The organism is Burkholderia sp. MSMB1498 (genome assembly GCF_001526245.1).
In the GTDB taxonomy this organism is placed as follows: domain Bacteria; phylum Pseudomonadota; class Gammaproteobacteria; order Burkholderiales; family Burkholderiaceae; genus Burkholderia; species Burkholderia savannae.
In genome coordinates this window covers 143732-163236 of the sequence record NZ_LOYJ01000119.1, presented here as the reverse complement: position 1 = coordinate 163236, position 19505 = coordinate 143732, and the positions used below count along the sequence as shown (strand labels likewise).

17 protein-coding genes and 2 pseudogenes are annotated in these 19505 nt (G+C 68.6%); 11 read left to right on the top strand and 8 right to left on the bottom strand.

The window, feature by feature from the left end; translation table 11 throughout:
- Positions 1–6: 6 nt before the first annotated feature.
- Positions 7–318 carry a hypothetical protein gene (locus WS91_RS36460; protein WP_156432526.1) on the top strand — a complete coding sequence of 104 codons (312 nt, stop codon included), beginning with the start codon at positions 7–9 and terminating at the stop codon, positions 316–318.
- Between the two features lie 38 nt (positions 319–356).
- Positions 357–1601, top strand: a complete 1245-nt coding sequence (locus WS91_RS27295) for a flavin-dependent oxidoreductase (protein ID WP_059671378.1) — start codon at positions 357–359, stop codon at positions 1599–1601.
- A gap of 106 nt (positions 1602–1707) precedes the next feature.
- Here the strand turns inward: WS91_RS27295 and WS91_RS27290 are convergent, their stop codons facing one another.
- Positions 1708–2412, bottom strand: a complete 705-nt coding sequence (locus tag WS91_RS27290) for an SDR family oxidoreductase (RefSeq protein WP_038746303.1) — start codon at positions 2410–2412, stop codon at positions 1708–1710.
- A 134-nt stretch (positions 2413–2546) separates the two neighbouring features.
- Here WS91_RS27290 and gcvA point away from each other — a divergent pair, with 134 nt between their 5' ends.
- Positions 2547–3446 (top strand): transcriptional regulator GcvA, encoded by a 900-nt coding sequence (gene gcvA, locus WS91_RS27285; RefSeq protein ID WP_059671377.1) that lies wholly within the window; start codon positions 2547–2549, stop codon positions 3444–3446.
- Positions 3447–3668: 222 nt separating this feature from the next.
- Here the strand turns inward: gcvA and WS91_RS27275 are convergent, their stop codons facing one another.
- Positions 3669–4997, bottom strand: a complete 1329-nt coding sequence (locus WS91_RS27275) for a D-serine ammonia-lyase (protein ID WP_059671375.1) — start codon at positions 4995–4997, stop codon at positions 3669–3671.
- A 95-nt stretch (positions 4998–5092) separates the two neighbouring features.
- Here WS91_RS27275 and WS91_RS27270 point away from each other — a divergent pair, with 95 nt between their 5' ends.
- Positions 5093–6082, top strand: coding sequence for a LysR substrate-binding domain-containing protein (locus WS91_RS27270; RefSeq protein WP_059576722.1), 990 nt, complete (start codon positions 5093–5095; stop codon positions 6080–6082).
- A gap of 276 nt (positions 6083–6358) precedes the next feature.
- On the opposite strand, the gene WS91_RS27265 is transcribed toward WS91_RS27270, so the two are convergent.
- Positions 6359–6790: an Lrp/AsnC family transcriptional regulator gene (locus WS91_RS27265; RefSeq protein WP_038746022.1), complete on the bottom strand. Its 432-nt coding sequence runs from the start codon at positions 6788–6790 to the stop codon at positions 6359–6361.
- Positions 6791–7004: 214 nt separating this feature from the next.
- Here WS91_RS27265 and WS91_RS27260 point away from each other — a divergent pair, with 214 nt between their 5' ends.
- From WS91_RS27260 to WS91_RS27235, 6 genes are all read left to right on the top strand, one after another.
- The gene (locus WS91_RS27260) at positions 7005–8081 is read left to right on the top strand and encodes an ornithine cyclodeaminase (protein ID WP_052145044.1); all 1077 of its coding nucleotides are present in this window, start codon (positions 7005–7007) and stop codon (positions 8079–8081) included.
- Positions 8082–8125: 44 nt separating this feature from the next.
- The gene (gene ctlX, locus WS91_RS27255; RefSeq protein ID WP_038746020.1) at positions 8126–9070 is read left to right on the top strand and encodes a citrulline utilization hydrolase CtlX; all 945 of its coding nucleotides are present in this window, start codon (positions 8126–8128) and stop codon (positions 9068–9070) included.
- Between the two features lie 169 nt (positions 9071–9239).
- Complete coding sequence (locus WS91_RS27250) at positions 9240–9506, top strand: hypothetical protein (protein WP_156432524.1); 267 nt, start codon at positions 9240–9242, stop codon at positions 9504–9506.
- Between the two features lie 11 nt (positions 9507–9517).
- Entirely contained in the window at positions 9518–10834 is a 1317-nt protein-coding gene (locus tag WS91_RS27245) for an MFS transporter (RefSeq protein ID WP_059671374.1), read from the top strand.
- 328 nt (positions 10835–11162) lie between these two features.
- Positions 11163–12086, top strand: coding sequence for a LysR substrate-binding domain-containing protein (locus tag WS91_RS27240; RefSeq protein WP_059671373.1), 924 nt, complete (start codon positions 11163–11165; stop codon positions 12084–12086).
- A gap of 64 nt (positions 12087–12150) precedes the next feature.
- Positions 12151–13296, top strand: coding sequence for an alpha-hydroxy acid oxidase (locus WS91_RS27235; protein ID WP_038746013.1), 1146 nt, complete (start codon positions 12151–12153; stop codon positions 13294–13296).
- A gap of 223 nt (positions 13297–13519) precedes the next feature.
- Here the strand turns inward: WS91_RS27235 and WS91_RS27230 are convergent.
- Positions 13520–13756: pseudogene (locus WS91_RS27230) on the bottom strand (NAD(P)H-dependent oxidoreductase); the annotation flags it as partial.
- Between the two features lies 1 nt (position 13757).
- Here WS91_RS27230 and WS91_RS27225 point away from each other — a divergent pair.
- Positions 13758–14267, top strand: a pseudogene (locus WS91_RS27225) (LysR substrate-binding domain-containing protein); the annotation flags it as partial.
- A gap of 474 nt (positions 14268–14741) precedes the next feature.
- Here WS91_RS27225 and WS91_RS27220 read toward each other — a convergent pair.
- The 4 genes from WS91_RS27220 to glnA are packed head-to-tail and all read right to left on the bottom strand — an operon-like array spanning position 14742 to position 19451.
- Complete coding sequence (locus WS91_RS27220) at positions 14742–15860, bottom strand: dihydrolipoamide acetyltransferase family protein (protein WP_038746009.1); 1119 nt, start codon at positions 15858–15860, stop codon at positions 14742–14744.
- Positions 15861–15864: 4 nt separating this feature from the next.
- Complete coding sequence (locus WS91_RS27215) at positions 15865–16845, bottom strand: alpha-ketoacid dehydrogenase subunit beta (RefSeq protein WP_059644722.1); 981 nt, start codon at positions 16843–16845, stop codon at positions 15865–15867.
- Positions 16838–17926, bottom strand: coding sequence for a pyruvate dehydrogenase (acetyl-transferring) E1 component subunit alpha (gene pdhA, locus WS91_RS27210; RefSeq protein WP_038746005.1), 1089 nt, complete (start codon positions 17924–17926; stop codon positions 16838–16840). Before pdhA ends, WS91_RS27215 begins: the two co-directional genes overlap by 8 nt.
- A gap of 19 nt (positions 17927–17945) precedes the next feature.
- The gene (gene glnA, locus WS91_RS27205) at positions 17946–19451 is read right to left on the bottom strand and encodes a type I glutamate--ammonia ligase (protein WP_038746003.1); all 1506 of its coding nucleotides are present in this window, start codon (positions 19449–19451) and stop codon (positions 17946–17948) included.
- Positions 19452–19505 lie beyond the last annotated feature (54 nt).

Here is a 19505-nt window from a genome sequence, read left to right as displayed (position 1 = left end):
ACACGGATGAAAACGCTCCGCCCGTCCGTCGATCGAAGCCAGTTTGGGTCGCGCGCCCGCACGCGTCAAGGCGCGCGCCGCACCGGCCTCTCGCGCCGGCCGATCGGGGCGACGCGCGACGATTCGCGTCGACGCGCCGCCGGTCCGGATGTCCGTTTTCCGAATAAAGTCACCAACGCATTCGGTGAAGTAAAAATCATCAATTTCACCATCGAACACAATCAGATCGACAATAAAAAATACGGCAACAACGCCCCCTTGATTTCAAGGTGGACGCATGATAATTTCCGGCCCGCTGCCTCGGATGAATATTATTGAATATCTCTTAAAATACGCACGCGGTTCATTTAACTGCCATGAAAAAGATCGTCATAGTCGGCGCGGGGATTGCGGGATTGACGCTGGCGCTCTCGCTGCACGCGCGGGGCCTATCGGTCAAGGTATTCGAGGCCGCGCCGCGCATCGAGCCGGTGGGTGTGGGAATCAACATCCAGCCTTATGCGACGCAAGTGCTTCACGAGCTCGGGCTGCTCGAAACGCTCGCCCGCCAGTCGGTAACGACGAAAGAGATGGTGTTTTTCACGCGGCACGGCCAGCGCATTCATTCACTTCCGCTCGGAAAATATGGTGGTCATGATTTTCCGCAACTTTCGATTCACCGAGGAATACTTCAACTCGTTTTGCTGAAGGCCGCAACCGAACGGCTCGGCCCGGATTTTCTCGTTACCGGCCATTCGTTTATCTCCCTCGCGCAAAACGAACGGTCCGTAAAGGCGATTTTCTCCAGCGCGTCGACCAACGCGGGCATCGTGAACGTGGAATGCAACGCGCTGATCGGCGCCGACGGCGTTCACTCGAATGTGTATCGTTCGCTCTATCCGGACGGCCCGCAAGCCGAAGGCAACGGCGTGCTCATGTGGCGCGGCGTCACGATCGCGCCGCCTTTTCTCACCGGCGCGAGCATGGTCCGGGTCGGCGTCCCGTCGCACGGCAAGCTCGTGATCTATCCGATCCGCAACCAGGTCAACGCGCGGGGCGATCAACTGATCAACTGGGTCGCCGAGCTGGACGAGGCCGTCTACCGCGACGGCTCGAACGCCGCACCGGGAAACGACAGGGATTTCATCCGCTTCTTCGCGTCGAGAACGTTCGACTGGCTCGACGCGCCGAATCTGCTCGAACGCGCGGCGTGCCCGATCATCGCGATGCCGATGGCGGATCGGGACCCGCTGCCCCGCTGGCAGAGCGGACGCGTCACGCTGATCGGCGACGCCGCGCACCCGATGGTGCCCGTCGGCTCCAACGGCGCCGGGCAGGCGATTCTCGACGCTCACAGCCTCGGCAAGCGTCTGGCCGAAACGCCGGACGTCTACGAAGCGCTGTCGATCTACGAGCACGACCGGCGAACGTACACGTCGAACATCGTGCTCGGCGACCGGCTCGATCTGCCCGACCGGTTGATCGACGAAGTCGACCGCCGCAGCAACGGCGCGCCGTTCTCGGACATCGACGACATCATCGAACGCGACGAAGCGAGCACGCTCGCGCTGCCGGATTATCACGGCCGCCCGCTCGCGCCGGCGCAAGCGAACGCCGCGTGACGCGCCCGCGCATCGCCGGACGGAACGCGGCGCGCGAACCGGCGAAGGCGGCCTGATCGAGCCGATCGCGATCATGGCCGCGGCTCGGCGGCTGCGGCGAGCCGCGTCACACCGCCCGCACGATCCCGCCGTCGACGCGAATGCTCTGCCCCGTGATATACCCCGCGCCGTCCGACAGCAGGAACGCGACGGTCTTCGCAATCTCCTGCGTCTTGCCGAAGCGCCCCGCGGGAATGCGCGCGACGATCTCGGGCGTCTCGGGCCAACTGTCGACGAAGCCCGGCAGCACCGCGTTCATCCGGATGTTCTCGGCCGCGTAGCGCTGCGCGTACAGCCGCGTCCATGCGCCGAGCGCCGCGCGCAGCACCGACGACACCGGCATCGGCTGTTCCGGCGCGACGGCCGCGAAGCTCGACAGGTTGACGGCCGCGCCGCCGCCCTGCGCCTGAAAAATCGGCGTCACGCGGCGCATCAGTCGGGCGACGTTCAGCAGGATCAGATCGAGCGCGTCGTGCCAGCTCGCATCCGCGATCGACAGCAAGTCGCCCTTCGGCGGATGGCCGGTGTTGTTCACGACCGCGTCGATGCGGCCGTAGCGCGCGAGCGTCTCGCGCACGAGCCGCTCGATGTCGGCCTCGTCCGTCACGGAGCCCTGGATGCCGAAGCCGCCCAGCTCGCCGGCGAGCGCGATCGCGCTGCCCGACGGCGACATCAGCGCGACGCGGTAGCCGGCCGACGCGAGCTCGCGCGCGATCGCGGCGCCCATGCCCTTGCCCGCCGCCGTGATCAATGCGATTTTTTCTACTGTCACGACAATCTCCTTCGGATGATGTGCGGGCCGCATCGCCCGCATTGCTCCTGTCGACGTGCTAATTTAGGCGCGGCGATTCGTCGTGTCGAATCATCATTTCTTGCATCTGACGATAATTTTTCTACTGGCAAAGCATGACGATCCGAATCCCCGGCCGACTGCCGCCGCTGAATGCGCTCCGCGCGTTCGAGGTATCCGCGCGGCACCTGAATTTCCGTGCGGCGGCCGACGAGATCGGCGTCACGCAGGGCGCCGTCGCGCAACAGGTGCGCCACCTCGAAGACGTCCTCGGCGTGAAGCTGTTCGAACGCCTGCCGCGCGGCCTCGCGTTGACGGCAGACGGCCTCGCGTACTGCACCGACGTGCGGCGCGCGCTGAACCTGATCGGCGACGCGACCGACCGGCTCGTCAAGCGCCGCTCGAGCCTCACGATCAGCACGACGCCGTCGTTCGCGTCGCGCTGGCTGATCCCGCGGCTCGCGAGCTTCGGCGACGAGCATCCCGACATCGACATCCGCGTGATCGCCGATTCGCGGTTCGCGACGTTCCAGAACGACGGCGTCGATGTCGCGATTCGCTACGGCAAGCCGCCTTTCGGCAAGGGGCTCGCCACGCGCTTTCTGTTTCCGGTCGACATCTACGCGGTTTGCAGCCCGGCGCTGCTGAACTCGCCCGGCGCGCTCGCGAGCCCGCGCGATCTCGCCGGGCAGGTGCTGCTGCACGACGCGCACGATCTGTGGCCCGAGTTTCTCGCCGCGCTGCCCGAGCGCGTCGCGCTCGATCCGGGCAAGGGCCCGCGCTTCAATCAATCGTCGCTCGCGATCGACGCCGCGATCGCGGGGCAAGGCGTCGCGCTCGTCAGCGATCAGCTCGTCGGCCGCGACATCGACGCGGGAAGGCTGCGCCGGCTGTTCGATTTCGCGCTGCCGCTGTCGATCGGCTATTACGTCGTCTATCCGAACGAGCCGCGGCGCCCGGACGACATCGCGACGATGGTGACCTGGCTGATTCGTCAGGCGCAGCTCGAAGCGTGACTCGATGCGCGATCCGCTATGCAGATGCGCGATTCGATGCGTCACTCGATACACAGCGCGACATCGCGTAGCACGCCCGCGCGATTGCCCGATTTGCGGCGCGACGAGCACCGAAACGCCGCGCGCCTATCGGTTGTCGTGCGCCGCGCGGCATGCGAAACGACGCCCGCCGCGCGCGCTGCGCCCCCAACCGCCGGCCGAAGCGGCGAAGCAGCCGCCCGCTCACGCGCGAGCGGCATCCGCTCGCCGCTGCGCGCGCGCCCGCGCCTGAAAGCGCCGATGCGCGTCGGCCGGAACGAGCGAGCCGCCCGTCGCCCAGATCACGTGCGTCGCCTCGTTCGGCGCGATGCCCCGGCCGCGCAGGTAGTCGCGCCCCGCCTGCGACGCCGCGATCCACGCCGGGCCGCCGAACGCCGCCGCCGCCGACGGCTCGAGATCGATGCCGAGCCGCTCGTTCGCGTCGAGCAGGCCGGCGAACAGCCGCCGATCGTCGACCGTGAACACGCCCGCGGCCTGCGCGCGCAGCAGCGGGCCGGCGAGGTGCGACGCCTGCGCGACCGCCAGCCCGTCCGCCTCGGTGCGATTGTCGAGGCCGATGTCGTAGACGGATATCGAACGCGCGCCGCCGCTCGCGAGCTGCACGAGCACGCACGGCGACGCGGCGGGCTCGGCGAGAAAGCAATGCACGTGCTCGCCGTACAGCGCCTTGAGCCCGTACGCGATGCCGCCCGGCGCGCCGCCGACGCCGCACGGAATGTGGACGAACAGCGGGTGACGCGCGTCGACTGTCCGGCCGGCGCGCGCGAGCTGCCCGGCGAGTTCGGCGGCAGCCGTCGCGTAGCCGAGAAACAGCATCCGCGATCCTTCGTCGTCGACGAAATGGCAGTGCGGCATGCCGGCGGCCTGCCGGCGTCCGGCATCGACCGCTTTCGCATAGTCGCCCGCGTGCTCGACGACGTCCACGCCGCGCGTGTGCAGGCGCGCCTTCTTCCACGCCTTCGCGTCCGCCGACATGTGCACGACGCTCCGAAACCCGAGCGCCGACGCGAGCATCCCGATGCTCAAGCCGAGATTGCCGGTGCTGCCGACCATCACGGTGTAGCGTGCGAACAGCGCCCGCGCGTCGCCGCTCGCGAGCACGCGCCGGTCGGCGTGCGCATCGAGCAGGCCGTGCCGATCCGCGATCGATTCGGCGAGCGCGAGCACCTCGTGAAAACCGCCGCGCGCCTTGATCGAGCCGGCTACCGGCAGCGCGTCGTCCCGCTTGACGAACCACGCGCCCGCGTCCGTGTGACCGGCGCGCTGCAACCGATCGGCCCGCTGCAACGGCGACGCGATCCGCCCGCCCGACGGCCGCAGCTCGGGAAACAGCGCGGCCAGCAAGCCGCCGCAGCGGCGCAGGCGCGCGTCGGCGTCGGCGAGATCGGCGGCGGTCGGCGCGATGTCCGGCAGCGGCGCGCCCTGATGCGGATTGAGCCACAGCATCGGCGAGCCAGACTGAAGTCTGGCTAATAGATTCGGATCGAGCGGAAATTGTCGGCTGTCGTGCATGGCCTGAAATAGAATGCGATGAACAGGCCGTCATCGTACGTTCCGACGATCAGCCGATGAAGCGATCAATTCTTGCGGGAGCATAAGCCACACTAATGAATACGAAGCTCGACACGCCGCTGCTCGGCGCGCTGCGCTGCTTCGAGGCGGCCGGCCGGCTCGGCAGCTTCACGAAAGCCGCCGACGCGCTGCACCTGACGCAAAGCGCGATCAGCCAGCAGATCCGCCAGCTCGAAGCGCGTCTCGGCTATCCGCTGTTCGTGCGCCAGGCGCGCGGGCTCGCGCTCACGCCGAAGGGCGGCGTGCTGCACGAAGCGACTTTGGCGGCGTTCGCGTCGCTCGGCCGCACGCTGCGCCAGTTGAGCGCGCCGGATGCGCACCTGCAGGTGAGCTGCCTGCCGTCGTTCGCGCTGCAATGGCTGATGCCGAGGCTCACCGAGTTTCATCGGCTGCATCCGCAGACGTCGGTGCGGCTGAAAGCGGAGTTTCACGCGATCGATCGCGAGACGATGGCCGCAGGCGACATCGACGTCGCGATCCGCTGGGACCCGTTCGATTACGACGCGCTCCATGTCGAGCCGCTGTTCGACGAGCGTCTCGTCGCGGTCGCCGCGCCCGCGTATCTCGACCGGCATCCACCGGAGGCAACGGCCGAATGGGTGTCGAGCATCGTGCCGCTGCACGATGCGTCGGCGTGGCCCGATGCGCCGAAGTACGTCGAATGGCGCACGTGGCTCGCCGCCGTCGTGCCGGAATACGCAGGCGAGCTGCGCGGGCCGGAATTCAACCTCGCGAGCCTCGCGATCGGCGCGGCGCTTGCGGGGCAAGGCGTCGCGGTGTGCCGGCAGGCGCTCGTCGACGACGAGATCGCGCGCGGGCGGCTCGTCCACGTGCTCGGACGCTGCGTGCCCGCGCCCGCGCAATACAAGCTGATCCATGCGCGGCCGGACGATCCGCGCGTGCAATCGTTCGTCGCCTGGCTGCGAAGCGAATCGAACGATTACGCGGCGCGTCGACCGTCGCCGACGGGCGGGGGGACGAAGGAGCGGCGGCGCACGGATCGGGAACCACGATCGCCGGTGTGAACGCGCGCGTCTCGCTCAATGATCCGATGTCCTGACGAACGCCTTCGGTCGGATGTCGGATGTCGGATGTCGGATGTCGGATGTCGGATGTCGGATGTCGCATGTCGGATGTCGGATGTCGGATGTCGGATGTCGCATGTCGAATCCCCGATGCCCGATGCGACAGGCGCGACCGCGCGCATCGCGCTTCTTCAGGCCCGATGCGCGACGCATCGAACGTCGCGCACGAACCCACGTGAAGCGCGAGCCACGCATCGCGAAACACGAACCCGCCGTTCACGCCTTGTGCGTCGACAGCAGGATGCTCGTCTCCGTATTGGCGATCCCGTCGACCAGGCGAATCACGCCCAGCACGCGATCGAAATTCTCCAGCGAATCGGCATGGAGCTCGGCGACGAGATCCCACCGCCCGTTGGTGCTGTGGATCGTCGCGACGTTCGGATTCCCGCGCAGCACCTTGACGACGTCCGCCGCGCGATTGCCCTGCACGGCGATCGACATCAGCGCGCGAATTCGATGCTTCTCCGCGGCGGGCTTCAGCCGCACCGTATAACCGACGATCACGCCGTGCTTCTCGAGCCGCGCGATGCGGTTCTGCACGGTCGCGCGCGCGACGCGCAACTGCTTCGCGAGCGTCACGACCGGCGTGCGCGCGTTGTCGCGCAGCAGCGCGATGAGTTGTCGGTCGACGTCGTCGAGGCTGATCATGGGGAGTCTCTCCGAGCAATCAATGAAAGTGCGGCACCGGGCGGCGGCGCGAAAGCCGCCGACTGCGCATTTTGTCATCTCGAGGCAAGCAGAACGCCGAAATTATCGAGCATTCTGTCACTTTTGCTCGCTATCTGTTGGCCGAGGACTTCGAAATAATCAATTGAACGAGCGGCCCGACGAGGGCCGCGGCCAACACGGGAGACGACACCTCATGACACGCTTCCTCGACGTTCCCGACACGAGCCGGCTGATCGCGCGCGTCGGCGTTGCGCGCTTCGTCGGCGAACTCGTCGACACGCTGCGCGCCGATTATCTGCGCTGGAACGACTTCGACAAATCCCCGCGCGTCGCCTGCCATTCGCGCGACGGCGTGATCGAGCTGATGCCCGTCGCCGATGCGAAGCTGTTCGCGTTCAAGTATGTGAACGGCCATCCGGTCAACGCCGGCCGCGGCATGCACACGGTGATGGCGTTCGGCGCGCTCGCCGAAGTCGACACCGGCTACCCGGTGCTGCTCGCCGAGCTCACGCTGATCACCGCGCTGCGCACGGCCGCGACGTCGGTGCTCGCGGCGCGCGCGCTCGCACGCGACGACGCGAGGACGATGGCGCTGATCGGCAACGGCGCGCAGAGCGAGTTCCAGGCGATCGCGTTTCACACGCTGCTCGGCATCGACGAGATCCGCGCGTACGACATCGATCCGCACGCGACCGACAAGCTCGTGCGCAACCTGTCCGCGTATCCGGGGCTGCGCGTGATCCCCGCCGCGTCGACGGCCGGCGCGGCGCGCGGCGCCGACATCGTGACGACCGTCACCGCCGACAAGGCGTACGCGACGATCGTCACGCCGGACATGATCGAGCCCGGCATGCATCTGAACGCGGTCGGCGGAGATTGCCCGGGCAAGACCGAGCTGCACGCGGACGTGCTGCGCATGGGCCGCGTGTTCGTCGAATACGAGCCGCAGACGCGCATCGAAGGCGACATCCAGCAGATGCCGGCCGATTTTCCGGTGACCGAACTGTGGCGCGTGCTGCGCCAGGAGGCGGCCGGGCGGGACAGCGCGTCGCAAGTCACGATCTTCGATTCGGTCGGCTTCGCGCTCGAGGACTATTCGGCGCTGCGCCATCTGCACGCGCTCGCGCTGCGGCACGACGCCGGCACGCCGATCTCGCTGATCCCGCCCGCCGACGATCCGAAAAACCTGTACGCGCTGATCGGCGCGCCGGCTGGCGTCGCGCCCCGCGCGACGCCGGCGTTCGTTCGAGCGGAAGCGTTCTCGCGCTGAGGCGTTCGGCGCGCCGCGCCCTTCTCGTTTTCTCGTCGCACTCCATGAGTCTTCAGTCGATTCAGGCGGCTGCGGCCGTCGTCATGATCCGGCCGCACCGTTTCTTTCCGAATCCGGACACGGCCGCCGACAACGCGTTTCAACGCACGCCCCCGGCCGGCGACGACGCGCGCGCGCAGGCCGTCGCGGCCGCCGCGCGCGACGAAGTCGCCGCGGCCGCGGGCCGGCTGTCGGAGGCGGGCGTCCGCGTGCACGTCTTCGACGATCACGGCGACGGCAACACGCCGGATTCCGTGTTCCCGAACAACTGGTTCTCGACGCATCCGGGCGGCCACGTCGCGCTATATCCGATCTGCAACGCGAATCGCCGGCGCGAGCGGCGCGCGGACGTCATCGAGATGCTCAAGCGCGAATACCGCGTGCAGGACGTGATCGATTTTTCCGGCCTCGAGCACGACGACGTCTTTCTCGAAGGCACGGGCGCGATGGTGCTCGACCACGTCGCGCGCGTCGCGTACACCGCGCGCTCGCGCCGCGCCGATCCCGTCGCGCTCGAACGCTTCTGCACGCATTTCAATTTCGAGCCCATGTGCTTCGACACCGCCGACGCCGACGGCCGCCCGGTCTATCACACGAACGTGATGATGAGCATCGCGACCGAGTTCGCGTTGGTGGGCCTCGATCTGATCAGCGACCCGAACCGCCGCGACGAAGTGCGCCGCCGCATCGCCGAAACGGGCCGGACGGTGATCGCGCTCGAGAACGAGCAGATCGCCGAGTTCGCCGGCAACGCGCTCGAGCTGTCCGCGCGCGACGCGCGCGTGCTCGCGCTGTCGCGCCGCGCGCTCGATTGCCTCACGCCGCGCCAGCGCGGGCTGATCGAACGCTCGGCGCGGCTGCTGCCGCTCGACGTGCCGACGATCGAGACGGCGGGCGGCTCGGTGCGCTGCATGCTCGCGGGCGTCCACCTCGCGCGCCGGCCGACGTAGCGCGCTGCGTGAAGTGTCGCGATTCGAAGCGCCGGCTCGCCGCCGGCGCTTTTTTTCCACCTCCGATCGCCTGGAGCTACCCGGGAGCGACCCGATTCGGTCAGTCTCTGCGCGCACGGCACGCGACGCACGGCCGGTCGCGATCGATTCGGCGGCGGCGTCGATGCCGATGCAGGCGAACGAATCGGATTCGCTAAACGCGAGCGGCACGACGCGCGTGCTCGAACACCATCGAGGCCGCGGGCGCGCCGCCGCGCCGCGTGCCGGTTCGCGCAAGCGGCTGCCGATGCGCGAGCGGTGCGTGAGCGTCACCCATGCTTCGGATTGGAGAACAGAATCGAACGAAGGCCGTCCGGCGGCGGACGAGCGGGCGGATCGCTCGCTCGTCCGCCGCCTCGCCCGCGCCTCCGCCACCGTCACGCCGTCATCACCCTGACAGGACCGCCCATGCCTACCCCGACTCTGCGCACGCATCAGCCCGTGCGCGCCGCGACGGCCGCCTTCATCGGCACGGCCGTCGAGTTCTACGATTACTACACGTACGCGACCGCCGCCGCGCTCGTGCTCGGCGACGTGTTCTTCCCGAGCGGCAATCATTTCGCCAGCACGATGGCGTCGTTCGCGACGTTCTTCGTCGGCTTCGTCGCGCGGCCGCTGAGCGGCGCGGTGTTCGGCCATCTCGGCGACCGGATCGGCCGCAAGAAGATGCTCGTCCTGACGATGTTCCTGATGGGCATCGCGACGACCGGCATCGGCCTGCTGCCCGGCTACGCGACGATCGGCGTCTGGGCGCCGGCGCTGCTCGTGCTGCTGCGCATCCTGCAGGGGATCGCGGTCGGCGGCGAATGGGGCGGCGCGGTGCTGATGGCGAGCGAGCATGCGAGCGCCGAGCGCAGGACGTTGTTCGCGTCGTTCCCGCAGATGGGCAGTCCGGCCGGGCTGATCCTGTCGCTGCTCGCGTTCCGGTTCGTCACGTCGCTCGATCACGACAGCTTCGTGTCGTGGGGCTGGCGTCTGCCGTTCCTCGCGAGCTTCGTGCTGCTGCTCGTCGGCGTCGCGATCCGGCTCGGCGTCAACGAATCGCCGGAGTTCGAGCGCGTGCGCGACAGCGGTGCGATCGCCCGCTATCCGGTCGCCGACGCGCTGCGCACCGCGTGGCATCCGATCGTGCTCGCCGCCGCCGCGACGACGATCGGCTCCGCCGGCTTCTTCTTCACCAACACGTTCATGATCTCGTACGCGACGACGTATCTCGGGATGTCGAAATCGTTCATTCTCGATTGCCTGTTCATCGTCACGATCATCCAGCTGTTGTCGCAGCCCGTCTCGGCGCTGCTCGCGCAACGCTTCGGCGAAACGCGGTTTCTGATCTGCGCGGCGCTGCTGTCGATGCTGTCGCCGTATCCGATGTTCGTCCTCGTCCGCACGCACGATCCGGTCGCGATCGTCGCGGGCATCGCGTTCGCGGTCGTCGCGCTGTCGGCGGTCTACGCGGTGATCGCGGGCTTCATGACGCCCGCGTTCCCGACGCGCGTGCGCTATTCGGGCATCTCGATCGCGTACCAGCTGTGCGCGCTCGTCGCGGGCGGCACGACGCCGCTCGTCGGCGCGATGATCGCGCAGCGCTATCAGGGCGAATGGCTGCCGCTCGCGCTGTACTTCTCGCTGCTGTCGCTCGTGTCGCTCGCCGGCATCGCCGGGCTCGGCCGATATCGGCGGAATCTGCGCGCCGCCGCGCCGCAAGCGTGGGCCGTGAGCTCGTAAGTCCGCTCGTCGCGCGGCGGCGCACGTGCCGATCTCGAATGAAGGCGCGGATCGTCGCGTCTTGCATGATCGATTACCGGCAGGTGGGCGGGAAGTCTCGCGGCCGAGATGGTGGTCGGGTAGCGGTCGGGTAGCGGTCGGGTAGCGGTCGGGTAGCGGCCGGGTAGCGGTCGGGTGGCGGTCGGGTGGCGGTCGGGTGGCGGTCGGGTGGCGGTCGGGTGGCGGCCGCATGACGACGCGGCCGAGCGAGGCGCGCCGCGCGACGGCGCGCCGCTGGCCGGGCGTCGTCCGCGCAACCGCCGCGAAACCGGTCGATTAGAATCGCCGGATGAACGCCTCCGACCTCCGCGACCTCCGCCTCCCGTCCCTCGACGGCCTGCTCGCCTTCGTGGCCGCCGCGCGCCACGGCTCGTTCGAGCGCGCGGCCGAGGAGCTGTGCGTGACGGGAAGCGCGGTCGCCAAGCGCGTCGCGGCGCTCGAACAGTTGCTCGGCGTGCAGCTGCTCGTGCGCAGCGGCAAGGCGCTGGCGCTGACGTCGGCCGGCAGCGAATATCTGCATCAGGTTCATGCGCCGCTGCATCTGCTCGCCGCGGTGCCGCTGCACCGGCGCGGCGCAGGCAACGCGGAACGGCTGCGGATCTGCGCGCCGCCGACGTTCGCGCGACAGGTCATGGTTCCGCGTCTGGACGAATTCACGCTTGCGCACCCGGGCGTGGAGCTCGAAGTGATGCTCGCGAGCCCCTTTCCCGACGGTCCGCCGACGGGCGCCGATCTCTGGATTCGCGGCGGCGGCCCGATTGTGTCGGGCGCGACCGTGCTGATGGTCGATTCGCTGACGCCGCTTGCCGCGCCGTCGCTGCTCGAACGGCACGCACCGTTGCGCGCGCCCGCGGATCTCGCCGCGCTGCCGCTCCTCTGCACGCCGCTCGAACCGTGGACGCCGTGGTTCCGCGTCGCCGGCCTCGACTGGCCGGAGCCCGCGAACGGCCCGAAGCTGATGGATCTCGGGCTCCTGCTCGAGGCGGCGGTCAGCGGCCAGGGCGTCGCGCTCGGCAGCCCCGCGCTCGCGCGCCACTGGCTCGCGTCGGGTGCGCTCGTCCCGCCGTTTCCGCGCATCGCGCGGCCGGCCGCCCCGTATTACGTGATGCCGCACGCGTCACGCGCCGCCGCCGACGCGTTCGTGGCCTGGCTCGCGAGCGTCTGCGAGCGCGCGGCGCACGACGGCGCGGAATTTCTTTCGCGCCGCGCCTGAAGATATTTCCGGGCGCGACGCCGGGCGCGGCGTTAGCATCGTCGCCACCCTCTCGGAGCCGCCCATGTCCGTCCCGATCACCTGCATCGAAGATCTTCGCGTTCTCGCGAAAAAACGCATCCCGCGGATGTTCTACGACTACGTCGACACGGGCTCCTACACGGAAACGACGTATCGCGCGAACGAAGCGGACTTCCAGCACGTCAGGCTGCGTCAGCGGGTCGGCGTCGACATCTCGCAACGCAGCCTGCGCACGACGATGGCCGGGCAGGACGTCGCGATGCCGGTCGCGCTCGCGCCGACCGGGCTCGTCGGCATGATGCGCGCCGACGGCGAGATTCTCGCGGCGCGCGCCGCGCAGCGGTTCGGCGTGCCGTTCACGCTGTCGACGATGAGCATCTGCTCGATCGAGGACATCGCCACGCATGCGCCCGGGCCGTTCTGGTTCCAGCTCTACATGATGCGCGAGCGCGACTTCATCGAGCGGCTGATCGAGCGCGCGAAGGCGGCGGGCTGCCCCGCGCTCGTGATGACGATGGATCTGCCGATCGGCGGCCAGCGGCACAAGGACGTGAAAAACGGCTTGTCGACGCCGCCGCGCATCACGCTGGCGAACCTGCTGAACATGGCGAGCAAGCCGCGCTGGTGCATCGGCATGGCCCGCACGCGCCGCCGCCATTTCGGCAACATCTTCGGGCACGTGAAGGGCGTGACCGACATGTCGTCGCTCGAATCGTGGACCCGCGAACAGTTCGATCCGGCGATCGGCTGGCGCGACGTCGCATGGGTCCGGCAACGGTGGAGCGGCAAGCTGATCGTCAAGGGCGTGCTCGATCCGCGCGACGCGCTCCTCGCGGCCGAAGCGGGCGCGGACGCGATCGTCGTGTCGAATCACGGCGGCCGTCAGCTCGACGGCGCGATATCGTCGGTCGAAGCGCTGCCCGCCATCGCCGATGCGGCCGGCCGGCGCGTCGAAGTCTGGCTCGACGGCGGCGTTCGCACGGGGCAGGACGTACTGAAGGCGGTCGCGCTCGGCGCGCGCGGCACGATGATCGGGCGCGCGTTTCTCTACGGCGTCGCGGCGCTGGGCGAGGAGGGCGTGTTTCGCAGCCTCGACATCATCGCGCGCGAGCTCGACACGACGATGGCGCTGTGCGGCCATACCGACATTCGATCGGTGGATGCCGACGTGCTCGCGCGGCGGTTTTGAACCCGCTCGGCGCGCATGCGGGAACGCGCGCGCACGGCGATGGGCGCATGGCGCTCAAGTGCGAGCTTCGCGCGGCGACGCACGGCACGCGATGCGCGATGCGCGATGTGCGACGCGTGACACGTGACACGTGACACGTGACACGTGACACGTCGCACGCGATGCACGATGCATCACGCCGGGCGACGCATCGCCTCGCATCTTCTCGCACGCCGCCGCCCCGCTACGCGATATGCGCGGCGAATCCCGACCGCTCCGGCGCGACGTCGTCCCGCAGCGTGAGCCGCGGAATTTCGTACTCGCCGGCATTCTGCGCGCGATAAGGTATCGGCGCGGTTTTCCAGAAATCGTCGAGGCGCTGCCCGAGCGAATCGCAGATCGTCTCGAATCGCGCCTCGTCGGTGCGGCTCGTCCGATAGACGACGACCGGCGGCAGCACGTCGAAGCCGGGGTAATACAGTCTCGCCGTCGTCGAGAAGGTGCCGTCGCGGATCGCGAAGCAGGCGGAGCAAGGCGACATCGATCTCGCCTTCCACATCACCGAATGCGCGCCGGGCAACCTGCGCCATCGCGCGCTCTTCACCGAACGGTACGTGCTCGCCGGGCGCGCCGGCCATCCGCGCCTGAAACGGCGGCCGACGCTCGCGCAATTCTGCCGGCTCGATCACGTAATCGTGTCGCCGGACGGCGGCGGCTTTCAGGGCGTCACCGACCATGCGCTCGCGAAAGCCGGCCTCACGCGGCGCGTCGTGCTGTCCGTGCCGCACTTTCTGTTCATGATGTCGGTCGTCGCGAGCAGCGATCTCGTCGCGATGATGCCTTCGCGGCTCGTCCGCGACAACCGCGCGCTGCGGGTGGTCGAGCCGCCCGTCGACGTGCCCGGCTTCCAGATGGCGATGCTGTGGCACGAACGCTCCCATCGCGACTCCGCGCACATGTGGCTGCGCGAGCACATCGCGGCATCGGTCTGACGCCGTTCGGTTCGGCGCCGGGATGCGCGACGCCGCACGCGAACGGCAAGAAGTCCTGATCGACATTCGACGCTTCGATCCAGTCTTCCCGGGTCACGGGGTACGGGGGCGTCGAGAGGCCCGCGCAGTCCGGCGGCAATGCGGGCGCATCGCGGATTCCGATGCGTTTCAATGCCCCTTTTGAATGAGACGTTGACCGACGAGCAACCCGAAAACGGCAATGCGCGGCGGTATCGCTTCCTCATGCAAAGGATGACGAAGTTTCGATGAAGGCAAGACTTGCGACACAGTTGATCCGAGCTCGCGCACCGGCCATCCGGGCGGCGAGGAGCACATTCGCGGCGGCGGCGCGGCAACCGCCGCGCTCGGGAAATTCGTCATGCGCGGACGACGTCGAGCAACGATCGTGCGCGTCGCATGCATCACATGCATCGCGCGCGTCGTGCGTATCGCGCAGCCGCGCGAGCCATCGACCTATTGCGGCGATTGCAGATCCGCGATCGCCGCCGCGAGAAAGCGCGCCGCCTCGCCGCCCGTGACCACCCGATGATCGAACGTGAGGCTGAGCGGAAGAATGCGATGCACGGCGGGCACGCCGTTCGCCGCCACGACCGCGTCGTGCACGCGCCCCGCGCCGAGAATCGCGACGGTCGGCGGCACGACCACGGGCGCCGCGTACTTGCCGGCGATCATTCCGAAGTTCGACAGCGTGATCGTGTTGCCGCGCAGCTCGTCGGGCGGAATCTTGCGCGCGCGGATGTCGGCGCGCATCCGGTCTAGCCCGCGGCGCAGATCGGCGGCGTCGCGATGCGCGACGTCGCGCAGCACCGGCACGAACAGGCCGTCCGGCAGATCGACCGCGATGCCGACGTCGATCTTCGCGACCACGTGGCGGCGCCCCGCCTGCCCGTCGAACCACGCGTTGAGCCCGGGCTCCGCGCGGCAGCCGGCGACGAGCGCGCGAATCAGGCGCATCGTCACGTCCGCGCCCGCGGGCCACGCGTGGATGTCGGCGTCGTCGATCACGGTCGCCGCCGCGACTTCGCTCTGCGCGCGCGCCATGTTCTGCGCCATCGCTCGCCGCACGCCGCGCAGCACCTCGGGCGGCCCGAGCTCGGCGAGCACTTTCGCGACGCGCTGCACGTCCGCCGCGGTGATCACGCCGTCCGCGCCCGACGGCGTCACCATCGCCAGATCGACGTCGAGCTTGCGCGCGAGCGCGCGCACGGCGGGAATCGCCTTGATCGCGCCGGCCGCGCGCCCGCCCGGGCCCGCGCCGAGCGCCGCGGGCGTCTCGTGCACCACGTGCTCGCCGACCGTCATGTGGCCGACGACCGTGCCCGCATCGGCTTCGTCGGCTTCGCCCTCGAACGCGACGAGCGGCGCGCCGAGATGAACGATGTCGCCCGGCTGCCCGAACAGCTTCGCGATTCGGCCCGCTTGCGGCGACGGAATCTCGACGATCGCCTTCGCGGTCTCGACGGACACGAGCGGCCGGTCGGCCTCGATCGTGTCGCCGGCCTTCACGTGCCATTCGACGATCTCGGCTTCCTGCAAGCCTTCGCCGAGGTCGGGCAATTTGAAGATCTTCATGTCTTTACAGCGCCTCCAGCGTCTTTCCGACCGCGTCGACGATGCGCGCGACGCTCGGCACGTACTGGCTTTCGAGCCGGAACAGCGGCACGACGACGTCGTAGCCCGTCACGCGCTGCACGGGCGCGAGCAGCGAATACAGGCAACGCTCTGCGACGAGCGCGGCGATCTCCGCGCCGAAGCCGGCCGTGCGCGGCGCTTCATGAACGATCACGCAGCGTCCCGTCTTCGAAACCGACGCGACGATCGTGTCGGCATCGAGCGGCTTGAGCGTCGCGACGTCGATCACTTCGGCCGTCACGCCCTCTTGCGCGAGCTGGTCGGCGGCCGCCAGCACGTCCTGCAGCATCGCGCCCCAGCTGACGAGCGTGACGTCGGAGCCGTCGCGCAGCGTGAAGCACGTGTCGAGCGGCAGCGCGTCGCCGTTGTCTTCGATCGGCTGCCTGAACAGGCGATACAGGCGCGACGGCTCGAAGAACATCACCGGGTCCGGATCGCGGATCGCCGCGAGCAGCAGCCCGTAAGCGCGCGCGGGCGTCGATGGAATCACCACGCGCAGCCCCGGAATGTGCGCGAACATCGCCTCGGGGCTTTCCGAATGATGCTCCGGCGCGTGAATGCCGGCGCCGCACGGCGCGCGGATCACGAGCGGGCACGACAGCCGGCCGCGCGTGCGGTGGCGCAGCCGCGACGCATGATTGAGCACGTGATCGATCGCCGGATAGACGAAGCCGGTGAACTGGATTTCCGCGACGGGCTTGAGCCCCATCGCCGCCATGCCGATCGCCGCGCCCGCGATCGCCGTCTCCGCGAGCGGCGTGTCGATCACGCGCTGCGCGCCGAAGCGCGCCTGCAAGTCGACGGTCGCGCGAAACACGCCGCCGTTCGCGCCAATGTCCTCGCCGAGCAGCACGACCGACGGATCGTGCGCGAGCTCGTAAGCGAGCGCCAGATTGACCGCTTCGACGAGATTCAGATCAGCCATGATGATTCCCCGCGGCCGGCGCGAACGCGAGCGCCGTCGCGAGCTGCTCCCGCATCGCCTGCGGCAGGCTCGCGTACAGATGGTCGAACATCGCCGACGCATCCGGCTGCGGCACGGCGAGATACGCCTGCACCGCTTCTTCGACCTGCGCGTAGCACGCCTTGCCGAGCTGCTCGTCCTGCGCCTTGTCCCACACGTTCCGATGCATCAGGTATTTGCGCAGGCGCAGCAACGGCTCGAACTCCCATTGCTTGCCGACGGTTTCGGCGTCGCGGTAGCGCGTCGCGTCGTCCGCCGTCGTGTGATCGCCGAGGCGGTAGCTGAGCGCTTCGACGAGCGTCGGGCCGCCGCCGCGCCGCGCGCGCTCGATCGCGTCGCCCGCGATCTGGCGCACCGCGACGATGTCGTTGCCGTCGATCTGCCGCCCTTCGATGCCCGCGGCGATCGCCTTCTGCGCGAGCGTGCGCGCGGCCGTCTGCCGCGCGCGCGGCATCGAGATCGCCCACTGGTTGTTGTTGACGACGATGACGAGCGGCGCGCGCCACGCGCCCGCGATGTTCATCGCCTCGTAGAAATCGCCCTTCGACGTGCCGCCGTCGCCGAGTATCGCCACCGCGACGCGCGCTTCGCCGCGCAGCATGAACGCATACGCGGCGCCCGCCGCATGGCACACCTGCGTGCCGATCGGCACGCAGTTCGGAAAATCCAGGCGCGCGGCCGCGAAATCGCTGCCGCGCTCGTCGCCGCCCCAATAGAGCAGGCTCTCCGTCATCGTGACGCCGCGCATGAACTGCGCGGCATGATCGCGGTACGACGGAAACAGCACGTCGTCGGCCCGCATCGCGCTCGCGACGCCCACGCCGATCGCCTCCTGCCCGACCGACGACGCAAACGTGCCGATCTTGCCGGTGCGCTGCAGCGCGATCGCTTTCGTGTCGAACGCGCGCGTGAGCACCATCGCGCGATAGAGCGGCAGCAACGCGGCCGCGTCCTGCGCGAACGCGGGCAACGGCTGGACCGGCTCGCCGTCGGGGCCGAGGTATTGCGTGTAATCGATGTCGAAGCTGCCGACCGTGGTCATCACGGGCCTCCTCGTTCTTCTAGACGTCGAAGTACAGATAGAACTCCCAAGGATGCGGACGCAGCCGGATCGCATCGAGCTCGCGCCTGCGCTTGTAGTCGATCCACGTGCGGATCACGTCGTCGGTGAACACGTCGCCCTTGCGCAGGAACGCGTTGTCGGCTTCGAGCGCGGCGAGCGACGCGTCGAGCGAGCCCGGCACCTGCCGGACCTTCGCCGCTTCCTCGCGCGGCAGCTCGTAGATGTTCGTATCGAGCGGCGGGCCCGGATCGATCCTGTTCTCGATGCCGTCGAGCCCGGCCATCAGCATCGCCGCGAACGCGAGATACGCGTTCGCCGACGGATCGGGGCAGCGAAACTCGACGCGCCGCGCGGCGGGCGCGTCCGACACCATCGGAATCCGCGCGGCGGCCGAGCGGTTGCGCTGCGACATCGCGAGATTGACGGGCGCTTCGTAGCCCGGCACGAGGCGCTTGTACGAATTCGTCGTCGGCGCGCAGAACGCCATCAGCGCCGGCGCATGCTCGAGCAGTCCGCCGATGTACCAGCGGCACAGCTGCGACGTCATCGCCCAGCCGTGCGCGTCGTAGAACAGATTGCGTTCGTCGGCCCACAGGCTCTGATGGCAATGCATGCCGCTCGCGTTGTCCGCGAACAGCGGCTTCGGCATGAACGTCGCGACCTTGCCGTGCCGGCGCGCGACGTTCTTGCACACGTATTTGTAGATCATCACGTTGTCGGCCATGCGCGTGAGCGTCGCGAAACGCATGTCGATTTCGTTCTGGCCGGCCGTCGCGACTTCGTGATGATGCACTTCGACCTGCACGCCCGCGCGCTGCAGCGTCAGCGCGATTTCCGAGCGGATGTCCTGCAGCGTGTCGTTCGGCGGCGTCGGAAAATAGCCTTCCTTGTAGCGCTCCTTGTAGCCGAGGTTGCCGCCGCCGTAAGCGCCCTCGTCTCGGCCCGTCGCCCAATCGCCCTCGGCCGATTCGACGTGGTAGTAGCCGCTGTGCTGATCCTGGCCGTAGCGGATCGAATCGAAAATGAAGAATTCGAGCTCCGGGCCGACGTAGCAGGCCGTCGCCACGCCCGTCGCACGCAAATGCGCTTCCGCTTTTTTCGCGACGTAGCGCGGATCGCGCGAATACGGCCCGTGCGTCGCCGGATCGATCACGTCGCAAAGAATCGACAGCGTCGGCGCCTCGCATACCGGATCGACGAACGCGGTCGTCGGATCGGGACGCAGCAGCATGTCGGATTCGTGAATCTCCTGGAAGCCGCGGATCGACGAGCCGTCGAAACCGATTCCCGCGCTGAACAGATCCGCGTGGAGTTCCGGAAGCGTGATCGAGAAATGCTGCCAGAGGCCCGGCAGATCGGTGAACTTGAGATCGACGATCTGGATGCCGTGCGTACGCACCAGTTCGATCACGTCGCTCACGCCGGCCGGCCGCGCGATGCGGTAGCTGCCCGCTTCGACGGACGCCGCGAACGGCGATCCTGCGTCGCCTTGCGTATTCGACATGGGCTTTCTCCTTGCTTCAGCCCTTTCCTCTGCCTGCAATCCGCCTTCGGCCCG